We start from the raw sequence: 15,721 nt of genomic DNA on the forward strand, positions 1-15,721 counted from the left end.
AGATGATAAGCCTGTGATTAATGTAGTAGCTACCAATAAGCAAATATTCAAGAACATGTACTTTGCCTTAGAAGCCAGGGCAGTCATTTAGACTGAGGTCATTATTCAGATGAAGGTCACCCTTTCCTGATTGGACATTAAAGGTATTAGCCCTATACGTTCAAACTCTATCATTTTGCGGACCTGAATCAGAACGTAGCCCAGGGGCTTCAGTCCTGGGACATAAAAAATCCCGGAGCAAATTGCTCCGGGATGAATGATATCTATATAATATTATATCAATTATATCAGCCTTTCAGGATTTCGTGGCCCAGTTTGTCCCTTTTTGTCCGCAGGTAATTTTCATTGTAGGGGTTGGGATGAATTTCGATGGGCACGTTTTCTATTACTTCGAGGCCGTAGCCGCTGAGGCCGGCGCGTTTGCGCGGGTTGTTGGTGATGAGGCGCAGCTTGGTGATGTTGAGGTGTCGCAGGATCTGGGCGCCTACGCCATAGTCGCGTTCATCCATTTTAAAGCCGAGTTCCAGGTTGGCTTCCACGGTGTCGAGGCCTTCTTCCTGAAGTTTATAGGCTTTGAGTTTGTTCATGAGACCGATACCGCGGCCTTCCTGGTTCATATAGAGGATGAGGCCTTTCCCTTCTTTTTCCACCATCTGCATGGCAGCGTGCAGTTGTTCACCACAGTCGCAGCGCAGGGAGTGGAGGATATCGCCGGTCACGCAGGACGAGTGTACGCGTACCAGGACCGGTTCATCTTTTGTCCAGTCTCCTTTTTTCAGTGCCATATGGATTTCACCGGAATTCACCTGTTTGAAGGCGATGAGTTCGAAGTTGCCGTATTTGGTAGGCATTTGAACCCTCACCCCTTCTTCGATCAGGGTTTCGGTGCTGAGCATATAGGAAATGAGGTCCTGGATGGAGATCAGTTTGAGGTCGAATTTGTCGGCTATTTCCCGCAGTTGTGGCAGGCGGGCCATGGAGCCGTCTTCGTTCATGATTTCCACCAGTACGCCGGCGGGCTCAAAGCCGGCCAGTCGTGCCAGGTCTATCGTTGCTTCCGTATGGCCGGCACGGCGCAGGACGCCGCCAGTTTTGGCTTTCAGGGGGAAGATGTGCCCGGGCTTGCCGAGTTCTTCCGGTCTGATGTTTGGGTCGATCAGTGCTTGTACCGTTTTGGCTCTGTCGTGTGCGGAGATACCGGTAGTGCAGCCATGGCCGCGTAAATCCACCGATACGGTAAAGGGAGTCTGATGCAGGGCGGTATTATCTCTCACCATCAGTTCCAGTCCGAGTTCTTCGCAGCGTTCTTCTGCCAGGGGAGCGCAGATCAGGCCACGGCCATGTGTGCTCATAAAGTTGATGATCTCCGGCGTAACGTTACGCGCTGCGGTAATAAAGTCGCCCTCGTTTTCGCGGTCTTCATCATCTACTACGATTACCAGTTTGCCGTTCTTGATATCTTCTATTGCTGCTGCTATTGTATCTAACATATATTATCCCTCCGGGTCAATGTTGAATGACCGCAAAGTTACGACTTAAACACGGGAAATGGTCAAGGAAACATTCCGGGTGGAAACAGGGGAATCTTTTGACAATTTGATAATTATACAATCAGATTTTAACAAATAAGAAATTAGCGCAATAAGTTTAACATGCAACAATCTGAAATACAATAAAGTTCGCGCCGGGCAACGCTTTTATGCATTAACAAATAGCCCGATTTGAGGATTCATAATTTTTTTCGAAATTCCTGAACAAACATCCGGCAAATGTGGATTAACCTGTTAAGATATCAAAAAAATTTATCGAGGATTATGCGTTCTTTCACGACTTAACAATTTGTTAATTCGGCGTTAAAATTTTCCCAAAGTTTTTTGGCACCTTTGCGCCATGAAACAAACTTCTCTAATCATGGGATTTAGAAAATTACTCTTTACCTTATCCTTATTACTCACGACGATCTTAACCTATGCACAGGTAACCACCAGTAGCATGGTCGGTGTTGTAACGGATTCCAAAGGCGAAGGCCTGATCGGTGCCACCGTAAAGGCAGTTCACACGCCATCCGGTACTGTTTATGGAACCACTACCCGTAACGGCGGCGAATTCACCATTCCCAACATGCGTGTTGGCGGCCCGTACAAAGTGGAAGTATCTTTTATCAGCTACGGCACGGAAACGTTCAACAACATTTTCCTGCAACTGGGTACTCCTCAGAAATTGAATGTGAAATTGACTGAAGGTTCCACCACCCTTCAGGAAATCAATATTACTGCCGCCAAAGCGGTAGCACAGGGTAACGGCGGTACTGCACTGAACGTTAGCCGTACCCAGATTGACAATATTCCTACTGTAAACAGAAGCGTACAGGATTTCGTGAAACTGAGCCCTCAGGCTTCCGTTTCCACCAGAGGCAGCGATGGTGCTCCTTTAGGTATTTCCTTCGGCGGCCAGAGCAATAAATACAACCAGTTTGCTGTGGACGGTGCTGTGACCAATGACGTATTCGGTCTGTCTGCTTCCGGTACAAACGGTGGCCAGGCTGGTGCTAACCCGATCTCCATCGAAACTATTGATCAGCTGCAAATCGTTTTAAACCCGTACGATGTTAAGCAGAGCGGCTTTACAGGTGGCGGTATCAACGCCATCACCAAAAGCGGTACCAACGATTTCCACGGTTCTGCTTACCTGTACCTGCAAAACAAAAGCTTCGTAGGTAAATCTCCGGACTCCACCCACACTCCATATGGTGACTTCAACAGCAAAATCTATGGTGCAAGCCTTGGTGGCCCGATCATCAAAAACAAACTGTTCTTCTTCGCCAACGTTGAAAGAACTGAACGTAATAACCCGGTAGACTTCAACCCGGGCGCCGGCGCAAACAACGTTACTGTTGATGAATTGTCCCGTATCTACAATTTCGTAAAAGACAAATACAACGTAGATCTCGGCGGTTATACAGACCAGACCCGCAAGAAGACAGCAACTACTATCTTCGGCCGTGTAGACTGGAACATCAACAATGTTCACAAACTGACTATCCGTCACAACTACCTGGACGCCAGCGACATTAACACCAGCCGTGGCCCCAGCATTGCCGCTTTCTACAACAACTACTACTCTTTCCCTTCCAAAAGCAACTCCAGTGTAATTGAGCTGAACTCCAGCTTCTCTAACAAACTGAGTAACGAGCTGCGTATAGGCTATAACGTTGTAAAAGACAGAAGGTCTTACCTCGGTCAGCCTTTCCCGACCGTTGTCATCAACGACAATGGCAGGACCATCAACCTGGGTAGTGAATTCTCTTCCACTGCCAATGCACTGGACCAGAAAATCTGGACATTCACTGACAACCTGACTATGTACCACGGCAAACACACCATCACTGTTGGTGCTAACGCTGAACTGTACAACATCAAAAATACCTTCATTCAGGGCGCATTCGGTTCCTACTCCTATGACTCCATCAACGGATTCCTGCAGGGACTGAAACCCAGACAATATCAGATCAACTACACCACCGCTGACTCTACACTCCGTGAAGGTATCGGCTTTAAGGCAGCGCAGATCGGTTTCTATGCTCAGGACGAATGGAACATCCGCAGAAACTTCACCCTGACTGCCGGTGTGAGAGTAGACGTTCCGTTCTTCCCCACCACACCTCCGGACAATGCACTCTTTAATAAAGACCCCAACTTCGAAGGATATTCTACTACTACCATTCCTAAATCAAGATTGCTGGTAGCACCAAGAGTAGGCTTCAACTGGGACCTGACCAATGACGGTCAAACTATCATCCGTGGTGGTGCAGGTATCTTTACTGGTCGTGTACCGTTTGTATGGATCTCCAACCAGTACAACACATCCGGTAACGTTTATACAAACATCAGCCTGTCCGGTAACGCACTGCCAGCCGGTGTTAGGTTCCAATATGATCCTAACAGCCCGTTCTATGGTCAATACTCAGCTACCATGCTGGCGGCTATGGGTGGCAACGTAACACCGAGAGCAGCTAACATCAACCTGAGTGATAAAAACTTCAAATTCCCGCAGGTATTCAAAACCAACCTGGCAGTTGAAAGACAATTGCCCTGGGGCATGAAAGCCATTGTTGAAGGTAACTTCTCTAAAACCATCAACAACGCGGTATGGAACAACCTGAACATCATTCCTACCAACGACAGCACTGCACTGGGTGGTGGTCTTAAACGCCCTACTTTCAAAAAGAAAACTACCGGTTGGGGTGACCAGGTACTGCTGCTGCAGAACACCAGCGAAGGTTATACCTATAACATCTCCGGTGAGCTGACCAAAGTAACCAGCAACGGCCTGTTCGTTAAAATCGGTTACTCTTACGGCGACGCCTACTCCGTAAATGACGGTACTTCTTCTACAGCCGCTTCCAACTGGCGCTTTAGCCCGAACGTGAACGGCCTGAACAACCTGGACCTCGCTCGCGCGAACTACAGCATGGGCCACCGCGTAATGGGTGTAATTGCCAAAACATTTAAATATGGCAAACAGAAGAACTTTGCTACTACTGTCAGCCTGTTCTACAACGGTCAATCCGGTATTCCTTACAGCTGGGTATACTTCAACACAGTTGACCCGACTGGTGACGACCTGGCTACCAATGGTAACAACGACCTGATCTATATTCCTACTGCTTCTGAAGTAACCACAATGCGTTTTGACCTGATCCAGCAGAAAAACACTGCCGGCGCAGTTATCTACCAACGTACAGAAGCACAGCAACGTGAAGATCTGGAACGCCTGATCAGCAACGACAGCTACCTGAGCAAACACCGTGGTGAAAACGCAAAGAAAAATGCTTCCCGCACTCCGTTTGAGCATGTATTCGACTTTAAAGTGGCGCAAGTCCTGCCTATCTGGAAAAACCACAAAGTTGAACTTACTTTCGACATCCTGAACGTAGGTAACCTGTTGAACAAAGAATGGGGTCAGACTTACTTCATCACCAACCAGGCTTCCACTCCGCTCACTTTCAGGAAATTCGACAACGGCACTCCTGTATTCCAGTATGACTACAGAAGGGTTATTAACGGATACGGTGAGGAAAAACCTTACTTCATCAACAACTTCACTTCTCGTTGGAGAGGTCAGATTGGTGTTCGTTACAGCTTCTAAGCTAATCACATCTTACAATAAAAGAGAAGGGCTGACCGTTTGGTCAGCCCTTCTCTTTTATATAAAAAACTCCAATCCCAAAAACACCTCCATCGCTCTCCCCCACGTCTCCTGATCATGCCGTCCACCAGCAATCTCCAGGTAGGTAATATCCTCCGGCTCACGATAACCTTTCCGCTTCAATTCTGTTATCAGGTCGAGCGTATCGTCAATACTGTCGATAACGCCGTTACCGTTACGATCTGCCGTTTCATCGTCAGTGCCGCATTCAAAAAAGAACTGCAGCCCCGGCCGACAGGCACTGTCCCGGATACGCCGGTGCATGATACGGTCGCGCTCTTCCCGGTAATGGGCATCCAGTGGCCGGCTGCGCCACCAGAGCGCCCCGGAGAACACCCCTGCCATACCGAAGTATTGCGGGTACTGCCATACAATGTCCAGCGCCGACAGCCCTCCCAGCGAGAATCCTGCGAAGGCCCGTTTCACACCGGTCAACAACGGATAACGCTGTTCCAGAAAGGGTAATAGTTCTTTTATGATAAACTGGCTGTAAACCGCCGCCAGCGAGCCATTGCCCTGATAGTCGGCAATACCTGCCACGCCGTACTCCATACGCCGCCGCGGCCCCGCATGCACCGCCGCTATCCATACTCCCGGCGGCACCACCGCCGGCAATGCAGGCAGGTCCTGCCCGTCATTCACCAACAATAAAACATGCGGCGTTCCTGCCTGTATATATACGTCCAGCGTGACTTCCCGATGCAGCCCCGCAGCAGTGAGCACCATTCGATCCATTTGCATGTCAACAATTTACCGATAAACCAATAATCTTCTTTAAATTTAACTAAACACTTTCCCATGACTGAAAACTACTATAAATGGCACTCGCCCAACCTGGGAAAGGAATTTGAGATGCTGGTATTCGGTGACAGCGGATATCCGTTACTACTGTTCCCGACCTCCATGGGCCGCTACTATGAAAGCAAAGACCGTGGCCTGATAGACGCTATCCGCTGGTTTATTGATGAAGGACGCGTTAAAGTGTATTGCCCCGACAGTATCGATGCCGCCAGCTGGTACAACAAAAGCATCGATCCCCGTTACCGGGCGTATAATCATACCTGTTATGATAAAATGCTGCTGGAAGAAGTGCTGCCCCGAATAGAGGCTGAAACAGGCCGGCAGCGGATCGTTGCCGCCGGATGTAGCTTTGGCGGTTATCATGCGGCCAATTTCGCCTTCCGCTATCCCGGCCGGGTGTCTTATCTCTTCAGCCTCAGCGGTATCTTCGATATCAAATCCAGGATGGACGGCTATTACGACGACCAGGTGTATTATCACAACCCGGCCGACTTCATGCCAGACAACCAGGACCCTGACCTGTGGCGCATGGGCATCGTACTCGGCGCCGCCGAAACGGACGTCACCCGCCCGCAGAATGAACAATTCTCACAACTGCTGGCCGCAAAAAATATCACCCACTGGCTGGACATCAGGCCGCATGCCCGGCACGACTGGCCCGTATGGCGCGAAATGCTGCCACACTATCTGTCACTTATCAAGTAAACGTATGAAAAAGATCGGCATCTTATTCGGACAGGAAAACTCATTCCCACAGGCGTTCGTAGACCGCGTCAACCGTATCAATCCGCCCGGTATCTTCGCGGAATTTGTAACGATCGATAAAGTGCTGCAGGGCGCCGACAGCGGATATGCCGTCATCGTAGACCGCATATCGCAGGACGTGCCTTTTTACCGCGCTTTCCTGAAAAATGCCGCCACCGCCGGCTGCGCCGTCATCAACAACCCTTTCTGGTGGAGCGCCGATGATAAATTCTTTAACAATGCCCTGGCACAAAAGATAGGCGTTACCGTGCCCCGCACCGTACTGCTGCCCTCCTATTCGCTGCCCGACAATACTACCGACAAATCATTCCGGAACCTGATCTACCCGTTTGACTGGAACACGATTTTCGACTATATCGGATTCCCCGCATACATGAAACCTTTCGCCGGTGGCGGCTGGAAACATGTATATCACATCGAGGATAAAGATGATTTCTTCCGGCAACATGGAGATACCGGTCAACTGGTGATGATGTTACAGGAAGAAATAGACTTTTCACAATACTACCGCTGTTTTTGCATCGGCGGCAATCAGGTGCGGATTATGGCCTACAATCCCAAAAACGCGCCCCATCAGCGCTACCAGTCCGATTTCAATGGCAGCGACGCGCTGATGCAGCAGATCACCGACCAGGTGGTCGCGCTCAATCAATACCTCGGCTACGACTTTAATACAGTGGAAATAGCCGTCAGAGGCGACGTGCCCTATGCGATCGACTTCTGTAATCCCGCCCCCGATGCCGACATCAACGCCATTGGCGAGGAACATTTTGAATGGGTGGTGGAAACCAGCGCCCGTTACGCCATCGAGCGGGCCATGGCACAGAAACCAGGGAAAGACAATCTTACCTGGGGAAAGTTCATCCGCGGCAACGGTAAAAAAACAGCTGCGACAAAAAACGTCAAACCCGCGAAACCCACGCCGGTAAAAGAGAAAGCTACCGCCGCCAAAAAAACGGACAAAAAGCCGGCATCTGCCCGAAAAACAAAATCGAAAGAAAAACAGTAAACAACAGGCTATTATCTCCCTACAAATTATCCGAATACATTTCGTTGTGTGTAATTCGTAATTTCGGGAAAAATTTTAATCATGTTCAAAGCGTTTACGCTGGGTATAGAAGAAGAGTATATGGTGATGGACCCCACCACGCGGGAGCTCCGGTCCCATGAGCAAAAGATTGTGGAACAAGCCCACAAAGTGATCCGCGACCAGGTAAAAGCTGAATTTCATCAGGCGGTAGTGGAAGTGGGCACGCAGATATGCGCCAATATCCACGAAGCCCGCGAAGATGTGGCACTGCTGCGCCGCACCATCACCCAGATAGCCGGCGACCTCGGTTTCAGCATCGGCGCCTCCGGCACCCACCCTTTCAGCAAGTGGGAAAAACAAATGATCACCGACCATCCCCGCTATTTTGAGATCGTCAACGAAATGCAGGACGCCGCCAGGTCCAACCTGATCTTCGGCCTGCACGTGCACGTAGGCATGGAAAACCGGGAAATGGCCCTGCATATCGCTAATTCCGTCCGTTATTTCCTGCCACATATTTTTGCCCTCAGCACCAACTCTCCTTTCTGGGAGGGCCGTAACACCGGCTTCAAATCCTTCCGTACCAAGGTTTTCGATAAATTTCCCCGTACCGGCATTCCCGATTATTTTGCCAGTATTGAGGAATATGACAACTACATTAAACTGCTGGTCAAAACCAACTGTATCGACAACGCCAAAAAAGTATGGTGGGACCTCCGGGTACACCCTTTCTTCAATACCGTGGAATTCCGCATCTGCGACGTGCCCCTGACCATAGACGACACCATCACGCTGGCAGCCCTGTTCCAGGCGGTATGCGCCAAAATATACAAGCTGCGGATGCAGAACCTTAACTTCATCATCTACAACCGGGCGCTGGTCAATGAAAACAAATGGCGCGCTTCCCGCTATGGTATTGATGGTAACCTCATCGATTTTGGTAAGGAGATGGAAGTCAACACACGGTCACTCATATACGAATTGCTCGATTTTATTGATGACGTAGTGGACGACCTGGGCAGCCGCGATGTGATCCGTGCCACCGGCCATATCCTGGAAAACGGTACCGGCGCTGACAGGCAGCTGAAAGTTTATGAAGAAACCAAAGACCTCGTAGCAGTGACCGACTACATCCATCGACAGTTTCTGCAGAACTGCTGAGCCGGGATGAAGGATTACCCGGCCGTAATTCGTAATTTTGCAGTATGCATCCAATCAAAAACAAGTGGAAAGTAGCAGTGCTGGATATGTATGAGGGCGTGGCCAATGAGGGTATGCGCTGTATCCGGGAAATACTGGTGCAATATGCAGCGATGCACGCACTGGACCTGCAATTCGATGAATTTGAAGTCAGACTGCAACAACAGGTGCCCGACACTTCCTATGATATTTATATCTCTACCGGCGGCCCCGGCAGCCCGGTAGACAGCGAAGGCAGCGCGTGGGAACAACAATATTTCGCGCTGATAGAAGACCTGCTCGCATGGAACCGCACACAGGAACAGAAAAAACCAGCCTTTTTTATCTGTCACTCCTACCAGATCATGTGCCGGTATTACCAGCTCGGTAACGTCTGCAAACGCAAATCACCGGCCTTCGGAGTGTTCCCGGTTCATAAAACCGCTGCCGGCCTTACCGAAAAAGTGTTTACCGCCCTGCCAGATCCGTTTTACATCGTTGACAGCCGCAACTGGCAGGTGATAGAACTGAACCACGAACGGCTTTACGCCATGGGAGGCCAGGTGCTGGCCCTCGAAAAAGAAAGGCCCCACGTACCGCTGGAACGCGCCACTATGGCCATCCGCTTCAACGATCACTTCATCGGTACCCAGTTCCACCCGGAAGCAGATGCCGACGGTATGCATATGTACCTCCGCCAGGAAGAAAAGAAAAAGCAAGTGGTAGATCATCACGGCATCGAAAAATATAACAGCATGCTGGAACAACTCACCGATCCGGATAAAATCATGCTGACGCACGACCGGCTGATCACCGCCTTCCTCGATTACGCCGTTTACGGGCAACTGACCGACAGACTGGCTGCCATCGAGCACCTGGATGGCGTTCCTTTCCACAACGATGATGAAAACACCTTTTTCTAATCCGTTTATTCCAATATTATGATACCCGAAGTCAGAAAGGCATATAATGAACAGTTTACAAACGACCGTTACCAGGCGTTCCTGGAAGGTATTGCCCTGGATGCCGGTATTGCGCCCGCATTCCGTGTGGCCGAAACACCAGTGTTCGTACCAGCCGACCTGACCGGCAAATTGATACAGGCCTGTGAAGAGATAGTCAATGTGATCCTGCGGCCCGACTTCAAAACCATTACACAGGACGCCATCCCGGCAGACCTGAAGGTGCCGCATGAAAATGAACACCCACATTTTATTGTCATTGATTTTGCCGTGTGCCGCGACGAGGCAGGCGCCTATACACCACAACTCATCGAGCTGCAAGGCTTTCCCACTATGTACGCCTTTCAGGATGTGATGGCCCGCCAGTTTAAAAACCACTTCAATATTCCTGAACAACTGAACAACTTTTTCAACGGCATCGATGAAAAAGCCTACTATCAGTTGCTCCGTGAAATGATCGTCGGCGACCTGCCTGCGGAAGAAGTAGTGCTGCTGGAAATTAAGCCGGAAGAACAAAAAACACGTATCGACTTTCACAGTACAGAGAAATATATCGGCATCCGCACGGTATGCCTTACGAAACTGATACAGGAAGGTAAAAAACTGTTCTACATGCGCGATGGCGTGAAAACGCCCATCCAGCGTATCTATAACCGCATCATTTTTGATGACCTGCAGCAGCAGGCCGGCCACCTGGAACCGCATGTGAATCTGTTCCAGGACCTCGATGTGGAATGGATCACCCACCCCAACTGGTTTTACCGGATCAGCAAATACACCATGCCTTTTATACATAGTGAATTTGTGCCTAAAAGCTGGTTTCTGCATGAACTGCCGGTGTTACCCACCGACCTGGAGAACTATGTGCTGAAACCTCTGTTTTCCTTTGCCGGCAAAGGTGTGATGATAGATGTGACCCAGGAAGATATTGATAATATTAAAGATCCGGAGAACTGGATATTGCAACACAAAGTAAAATACGCGCCTGCCATACAAACGCCCACCGGTCCTGCTATCTGCGAAATCCGGATGATGTACATCTGGCCCGATAGCTCCCCACGGCCTATCCTGGTGCACAACCTGTCCAGGATCAGTAAGGGCAAAATGATCGGTGTAGGCTTCAACAGTACCGATACCTGGGTAGGTGGCAGCTGCTGTTTTTTTGAGTTTGCCTCATGAGGAGGTTTTTTACTTACTCAACTCCTGTAACAACGCCTCTTTACTGAACTTTTCATTATTGATATTCAGTTCAATATTGCCCACTTGCTTTAAATCCGGCATAATCTTAAGCAATGCGGCTTTTTTATCATTCCTAATTTTCTTGTTGACATAAAATTCATGAATGTAAATCCTGTCAATACTATTGATCGTTGCCAGTTCAGAAAGGTCTTTCAAATGAAACATATTGACCAATCTCAACTCTTTCAGCAGCTTTAATGTTGAAAATCCAAACAGTTTTTGGACATTCAGATCAAATAAGGATATTCTCTCAATGGCCGAAAAATCAGCTAAAAAAGTCAGGTCATTGATAGCGGAGACAGCTGCTATCTCTATATTTTTTAATGATGGTAAATCAGGTATGACCAGATTTCTATTTTTGGAGGTAAAACCCTCTAATTTCAGCGATTCCAGCGATAATTCAGGCAGAAAATCCAGCGAATTGACAGCACCTTTGCAACTAATCGACAGTTCCTTCAGTGATTTACAGTGGGATATGGGCGATAAATCCTTAACGCTTCCCGAAATCAAAAGCCCTTTCAGATTTTTAAGTTTTTGTATAAACTTCAGGGAAATACTGGTATAGATAAACAGGTTTAATCTGTCAATGTCGTCCGGGTGCCGGTCTTTCAGCAAATCGATATCTTTTGCACTGTTTATTTCAATATCTACCGTCATTCTTGCGGTGTTTTGTACGCCTGTGAAATTTTTGTGTATTCTTTTTTGGTTGCTGTTTTTTTCTGGTTTCGTCCTTACTTTTTTTCTTTCCAAACATCCATAAGAAAAGCAGGATTGTAATCAGCAATACCCAAAGAAACGGGTAAATGGATTTTCCACCCATGATTATCTGTAAGCTTATATACAACTGCCTGTGTAAAACAGGCAGTTGTCAGTTCATTGAAAAACGGTTGGGCTTAGAAAAACTGTTTTCCTACAATAATGCCATACAGTGACAGCACAAAGAGAATCGCTACGGCCAACAGGTAAAAAGGCTTATACCTGAACGCGATGCCTTTTTTTTTTGCGTATTTGTAGTACAGAAAGGTGCCGCCCAGATACAGACTGGTAAATCCTAATACGAGATAATTAACTCCCATGGTTTTGTTTGGTTTATGGTTTTTACTGGTTTTTGATAAGATGTTATTTAGTTAGACCGCTGTTCCAGCGTAGCAATTCTTTTTTGCAGGTCGATGATATACAGCGTGAGCTCTTCCACTTTTTGCAACAGCTTCCGGTTCATTTCGCCCAGATCATGGCCGTCTTTCGCCACGTCCGCAGCAGCTGGCATATCGGGCAGATGCTGGTGCTGACTGATATAGTTCTCCACTTCCTGCAAAGAGGGCAGCGTATAGTTTTTGCTGAAGACGAAGTCAGGCCATTCAGCAGCGGCAACGCTTACCTTTACCCTTTGGGCAAGGACAGTGCCTTTAACAGCTAATTTAGTCTGAGGATTGTTGGTACCGATACCTACATTGCCGTTGGCGCCAATATGAAGCAGATTTGTCCAATTGGCGTTGTACCCTTTTTCATAAATCTGCCATGCTTTGCTGGTTGGCCGTACACCATAGGAAAAGGTGCCCTTTTGAACATCTGTCGAGCTTAAATAGTTGGAATAAAAATCTGTATTGGCCGAAACAGAATCCCTTGTAATATAAACATAGTCGTCATTCAATCTCCCTGTTCCGTTAATGTTTACCAGGCTCTGTCTCATAGGATTACCGATGCTAACACCATTAGGGCTGTAGGTAAACCCGCTTATATCAGTAAAGGGCAACCTAAAGAAACGATTCCCATCAAAATCACACTTCAGGCCGTAGTCGCCCGTTTTTGCCAGAAAGCCAGTTGGTTCTACGGTTGTTTGTCCATAGTTACCATCTGTTAATGGGCTATGTACAAAATGGGTCGCTCTTACATAAACGCCACCCCATTTATAATTTGATTTCACCCAAAGAGCATTACTAAACACATAAAACGTGGCCGCAATTGGATTACCAGAAGTACACCGGATTTCCATTCCATCAAATCTGTCCGGCGTATGGACCCATTTATCAACACGGATCAGGAAGGTTCCCTGCGGTTCAAAGTAATTCGCATCTCCCTGAATAGACACCTCAATCATAGAAGCATATCCATGATCGGGTGAATTCACCTGGGCAATTTTATAATAGTAAAGGTTATAAGCGCTGGACTCATCTTGTGTTGAGCCGATGAACTTCCAGGGAACCTCTGTTTGTGCCGACGATACTGCCGGGCAGATAAAACAACAGATAATAAGCCAGTAGCCTACCAATTTGAAATATTTCATAGATAAATGATTTGACAGAATATTGAGTATTTGGGTGGACAAGGTTAACATACATTCTTTGAACACCGCGAAGTAGCATAAAAAATCAAATTTTCGCCATCACACAAACGTGTGATTTACAAAAAAAGCCAGCACACAAATACACTGCGTCGCTCCATGCTACCTTTAGTATAAATATTTAACTTTATATCAATATGTCAACTAATCAAGTATCCTATGTTTAGTAATCTTGCCATAGATGTGGCACTGGGGCTGATATTCATTTATCTGCTCTACAGTTTGTTAGCCTCCATTATACAGGAGATGGCCGCCCGGTTGTTCAACGCCCGGGCGCGGGTCTTGACCAAAGCACTGCGCCGCCTGCTGGAGGATGATGACCGCAGCGGAGACCTGGGCGCTTTTGGCCGCTTCACTTTCTTCAACTGGTTTTACGAGCTGGGCTGGAGCGTGGTCTATTTTTTCGCGCCTTTTCAGCACAGTCCTTTTTTGAAGAAGTTCTACCAGTCGCCTTCCATCCGCTACCTGGGAGAAAACAGCGCCTCTGCCAGGCCTGCCTATATCAGCCCGCAGATATTTTCACAGACGATGGTCCACCTGCTGCGCGGAACACTGGAGGAAAACCAGTCAGAGACGGCTGCTATCCGCCACAGCCTGACTTATAATACGCTGCAGCTGGCGCCCGATACCATTGCCCATCTGCGGAATCTTTTTGAAGATGCTCATTACGATGTGGACCGGTTCCGGGCCAATATGGAGACCTGGTTCAATGAAACCATGACCCGCGCCAGTGGCTGGTACCGCCGCCAAACACAGGTGTGGCTGCTGATACTGGGACTGGGCATTGCTGCGGTGTTTAATGTTGATAGCATCGCTATCGCCCGTATTCTGATGAAAGATAAAAATGTGCGGGAGCAGATGGTACGCCTGGCGGCCAGTCGCGAGCCCTCCTATGCGGCAGTTACGGACACGCTTACACGAAAAAACATCTTCCATCGCGACAGCAGTTATTTCAGACAGGACACGTCTGTCAGCATGATGTTAAAAGATACCGCGCTTATTGGCGTTTACGCTATCCTTCGCCAGGACGCCGGCGACGCTAAAAATGTGCTGGGCATCAGCCGCGATTGCGTGACTGACACCACCGGCGGCAAAAAGGAGCTCCGTTGCGGCTTCACACATCCCTACCAGAAAAACGGCTGGATGGTACTGGCAGGATGGTGCATTACCGCCCTGGCTATTTCATTGGGCGCACCTTTCTGGTTCGATCTGCTGGGCAGGGTAGTCAAGTTCCGAAACCTGCCGCCACAGCAATCAGCCGCCAATAACGGGGTGTAGGGAGGCTGCACAGCAGCAACGGCAGCATACAAAATACGTGCGCCAATGCCCTTTAAAGCGTACTTTTGAACTGTCTTCTTACCCTTCTTCAAAATATAATTTTATGAAACGTACCCATTATTCCTCCGGCGCGCAATGGGAAAACAAAGTGGGATATTCCCGCGCGGTACGGATAGGCAATACCATCGAAGTGTCAGGAACAGTAGCGGTAGACAATGATAAAGTAGTAGCGGAAGGTGATGCCTATGAACAAACCCGTTTTGTACTGGCTAAAATAGAATCCGTCCTGGTGTCTGCGGGCGCCACGCTGCACGATGTAGTCAGAACGCGCATGTTTGTAACGGACATTTCCCGCTGGGAAGAGTATGGCCGGGCACATGGTGAATTTTTCAAAGCCATCAAACCCGCCACCACCATGGTGGAGGTAAGCAGGCTGATAGATCCCCGCTACCTGGTGGAGATAGAAGCCACGGCTATTGTAAGCGGAGAATAAAAAAGATATAAGTATAAAGCGCGAAGCTTAGCAGGGACTGGTAAAATACATTACCCCTGCTAAGCTTCGCGCTTTGTATGATCTTTATTGTTACGCCTGCCAGTTAAGCATACCGCCGGTCAGGTTCTTCACATTGGTGAAGCCCATGGTTTCGAGCAGCATACATGCCTGGCCGCTACGGTTGCCGCTGCGGCAGTAAACAATCACTTCTTCATCTTTCAGGTGCTCAATTTCATCCACCTGCATTGCCTGCACGAGGCCCAGCGGAATATGAAAGCCACCGATGTTAAATTCAGCGCGTTCGTGCGGTTCACGAACATCGAGGATGTTCAGTTGTTCACCGTTGTCCATGCGCTGTTTCAGTTCTTCTTTTGTGATATTCTGCATGATATTAAGTTTAAGTTCGGTTTAAAAATGGTGGTTTT

14 protein-coding genes are annotated in these 15,721 nt (G+C 48.3%); 8 read left to right on the plus strand and 6 right to left on the minus strand.

The genetic code is table 11. The features are described 5' to 3' along the window. Window positions 1-287 precede the first annotated feature (287 nt). Window positions 288-1,490 (minus strand): bifunctional 3,4-dihydroxy-2-butanone-4-phosphate synthase/GTP cyclohydrolase II, encoded by a 1,203-nt coding sequence (locus tag HGH92_RS02840; RefSeq protein ID WP_168869244.1) that lies wholly within the window; start codon window positions 1,488-1,490, stop codon window positions 288-290. 421 nt (window positions 1,491-1,911) lie between these two features. On the opposite strand from HGH92_RS02840, the gene HGH92_RS02845 reads away from it, so the two are divergent. Next, window positions 1,912-5,148, plus strand: coding sequence for a TonB-dependent receptor domain-containing protein (locus HGH92_RS02845; RefSeq protein ID WP_168869245.1), 3,237 nt, complete (start codon window positions 1,912-1,914; stop codon window positions 5,146-5,148). Window positions 5,149-5,205: 57 nt separating this feature from the next. Here the strand turns inward: HGH92_RS02845 and HGH92_RS02850 are convergent, their stop codons facing one another. Next, entirely contained in the window at window positions 5,206-5,949 is a 744-nt protein-coding gene (locus HGH92_RS02850) for an alpha/beta hydrolase (protein ID WP_168869246.1), read from the minus strand. A 57-nt stretch (window positions 5,950-6,006) separates the two neighbouring features. Between HGH92_RS02850 and HGH92_RS02855 the strand changes: the two genes are divergently transcribed. The 5 genes from HGH92_RS02855 (at window position 6,007) to HGH92_RS02875 (ending at window position 11,124) form a co-directional block, all read left to right on the plus strand. Further along, window positions 6,007-6,714 carry an esterase family protein gene (locus HGH92_RS02855; protein WP_168869247.1) on the plus strand — a complete coding sequence of 236 codons (708 nt, stop codon included), beginning with the start codon at window positions 6,007-6,009 and terminating at the stop codon, window positions 6,712-6,714. Between the two features lie 4 nt (window positions 6,715-6,718). After that, window positions 6,719-7,783, plus strand: coding sequence for a RimK family alpha-L-glutamate ligase (locus HGH92_RS02860; protein WP_247654817.1), 1,065 nt, complete (start codon window positions 6,719-6,721; stop codon window positions 7,781-7,783). An 81-nt stretch (window positions 7,784-7,864) separates the two neighbouring features. Then, window positions 7,865-8,965 (plus strand): carboxylate-amine ligase, encoded by a 1,101-nt coding sequence (locus HGH92_RS02865; protein WP_168869248.1) that lies wholly within the window; start codon window positions 7,865-7,867, stop codon window positions 8,963-8,965. 44 nt (window positions 8,966-9,009) lie between these two features. Next, window positions 9,010-9,906 carry a type 1 glutamine amidotransferase gene (locus HGH92_RS02870; RefSeq protein ID WP_168869249.1) on the plus strand — a complete coding sequence of 299 codons (897 nt, stop codon included), beginning with the start codon at window positions 9,010-9,012 and terminating at the stop codon, window positions 9,904-9,906. Between the two features lie 18 nt (window positions 9,907-9,924). After that, window positions 9,925-11,124: a hypothetical protein gene (locus HGH92_RS02875; protein ID WP_168869250.1), complete on the plus strand. Its 1,200-nt coding sequence runs from the start codon at window positions 9,925-9,927 to the stop codon at window positions 11,122-11,124. A 9-nt stretch (window positions 11,125-11,133) separates the two neighbouring features. Here the strand turns inward: HGH92_RS02875 and HGH92_RS02880 are convergent, their stop codons facing one another. The 3 genes from HGH92_RS02880 to HGH92_RS02890 all read right to left on the minus strand — a co-directional run bounded on the left by HGH92_RS02880 (window position 11,134) and on the right by HGH92_RS02890 (window position 13,468). Beyond that, window positions 11,134-11,934 (minus strand): hypothetical protein, encoded by an 801-nt coding sequence (locus HGH92_RS02880; RefSeq protein WP_168869251.1) that lies wholly within the window; start codon window positions 11,932-11,934, stop codon window positions 11,134-11,136. A 143-nt stretch (window positions 11,935-12,077) separates the two neighbouring features. Further along, entirely contained in the window at window positions 12,078-12,260 is a 183-nt protein-coding gene (locus HGH92_RS02885; protein ID WP_168869252.1) for a hypothetical protein, read from the minus strand. A 47-nt stretch (window positions 12,261-12,307) separates the two neighbouring features. Continuing rightward, complete coding sequence (locus HGH92_RS02890) at window positions 12,308-13,468, minus strand: tail fiber protein (RefSeq protein ID WP_168869253.1); 1,161 nt, start codon at window positions 13,466-13,468, stop codon at window positions 12,308-12,310. A 216-nt stretch (window positions 13,469-13,684) separates the two neighbouring features. Here HGH92_RS02890 and HGH92_RS02895 point away from each other — a divergent pair, with 216 nt between their 5' ends. Continuing rightward, window positions 13,685-14,803 (plus strand): hypothetical protein, encoded by a 1,119-nt coding sequence (locus HGH92_RS02895; RefSeq protein ID WP_168869254.1) that lies wholly within the window; start codon window positions 13,685-13,687, stop codon window positions 14,801-14,803. Window positions 14,804-14,906: 103 nt separating this feature from the next. Beyond that, window positions 14,907-15,296, plus strand: coding sequence for a RidA family protein (locus HGH92_RS02900; RefSeq protein ID WP_168869255.1), 390 nt, complete (start codon window positions 14,907-14,909; stop codon window positions 15,294-15,296). 90 nt (window positions 15,297-15,386) lie between these two features. On the opposite strand, the gene HGH92_RS02905 is transcribed toward HGH92_RS02900, so the two are convergent. Continuing rightward, window positions 15,387-15,683, minus strand: a complete 297-nt coding sequence (locus tag HGH92_RS02905) for a rhodanese-like domain-containing protein (RefSeq protein WP_168869256.1) — start codon at window positions 15,681-15,683, stop codon at window positions 15,387-15,389. Between the last annotated feature and the right edge of the window lie 38 nt (window positions 15,684-15,721).

It is taken from the genome of Chitinophaga varians, from assembly GCF_012641275.1.
GTDB classification, from domain to species: domain Bacteria; phylum Bacteroidota; class Bacteroidia; order Chitinophagales; family Chitinophagaceae; genus Chitinophaga; species Chitinophaga varians_A.

What these genes read in the sequence shown, in the direction of transcription:
- HGH92_RS02840 (WP_168869244.1), bottom strand. Translation starts at nt 1,490, where the DNA reads ATGTTAGATACAATAGCAGCAGCAATAGAAGATATCAAGAACGGCAAA.
- HGH92_RS02845 (WP_168869245.1), top strand. Translation starts at nt 1,912, where the DNA reads ATGGGATTTAGAAAATTACTCTTTACCTTATCCTTATTACTCACGACG.
- HGH92_RS02850 (WP_168869246.1), bottom strand. Translation starts at nt 5,949, where the DNA reads ATGCAAATGGATCGAATGGTGCTCACTGCTGCGGGGCTGCATCGGGAA.
- HGH92_RS02855 (WP_168869247.1), top strand. Translation starts at nt 6,007, where the DNA reads ATGACTGAAAACTACTATAAATGGCACTCGCCCAACCTGGGAAAGGAA.
- HGH92_RS02860 (WP_247654817.1), top strand. Translation starts at nt 6,719, where the DNA reads ATGAAAAAGATCGGCATCTTATTCGGACAGGAAAACTCATTCCCACAG.
- HGH92_RS02865 (WP_168869248.1), top strand. Translation starts at nt 7,865, where the DNA reads ATGTTCAAAGCGTTTACGCTGGGTATAGAAGAAGAGTATATGGTGATG.
- HGH92_RS02870 (WP_168869249.1), top strand. Translation starts at nt 9,010, where the DNA reads ATGCATCCAATCAAAAACAAGTGGAAAGTAGCAGTGCTGGATATGTAT.
- HGH92_RS02875 (WP_168869250.1), top strand. Translation starts at nt 9,925, where the DNA reads ATGATACCCGAAGTCAGAAAGGCATATAATGAACAGTTTACAAACGAC.
- HGH92_RS02885 (WP_168869252.1), bottom strand. Translation starts at nt 12,260, where the DNA reads ATGGGAGTTAATTATCTCGTATTAGGATTTACCAGTCTGTATCTGGGC.
- HGH92_RS02890 (WP_168869253.1), bottom strand. Translation starts at nt 13,468, where the DNA reads ATGAAATATTTCAAATTGGTAGGCTACTGGCTTATTATCTGTTGTTTT.
- HGH92_RS02895 (WP_168869254.1), top strand. Translation starts at nt 13,685, where the DNA reads ATGTTTAGTAATCTTGCCATAGATGTGGCACTGGGGCTGATATTCATT.
- HGH92_RS02900 (WP_168869255.1), top strand. Translation starts at nt 14,907, where the DNA reads ATGAAACGTACCCATTATTCCTCCGGCGCGCAATGGGAAAACAAAGTG.
- HGH92_RS02905 (WP_168869256.1), bottom strand. Translation starts at nt 15,683, where the DNA reads ATGCAGAATATCACAAAAGAAGAACTGAAACAGCGCATGGACAACGGT.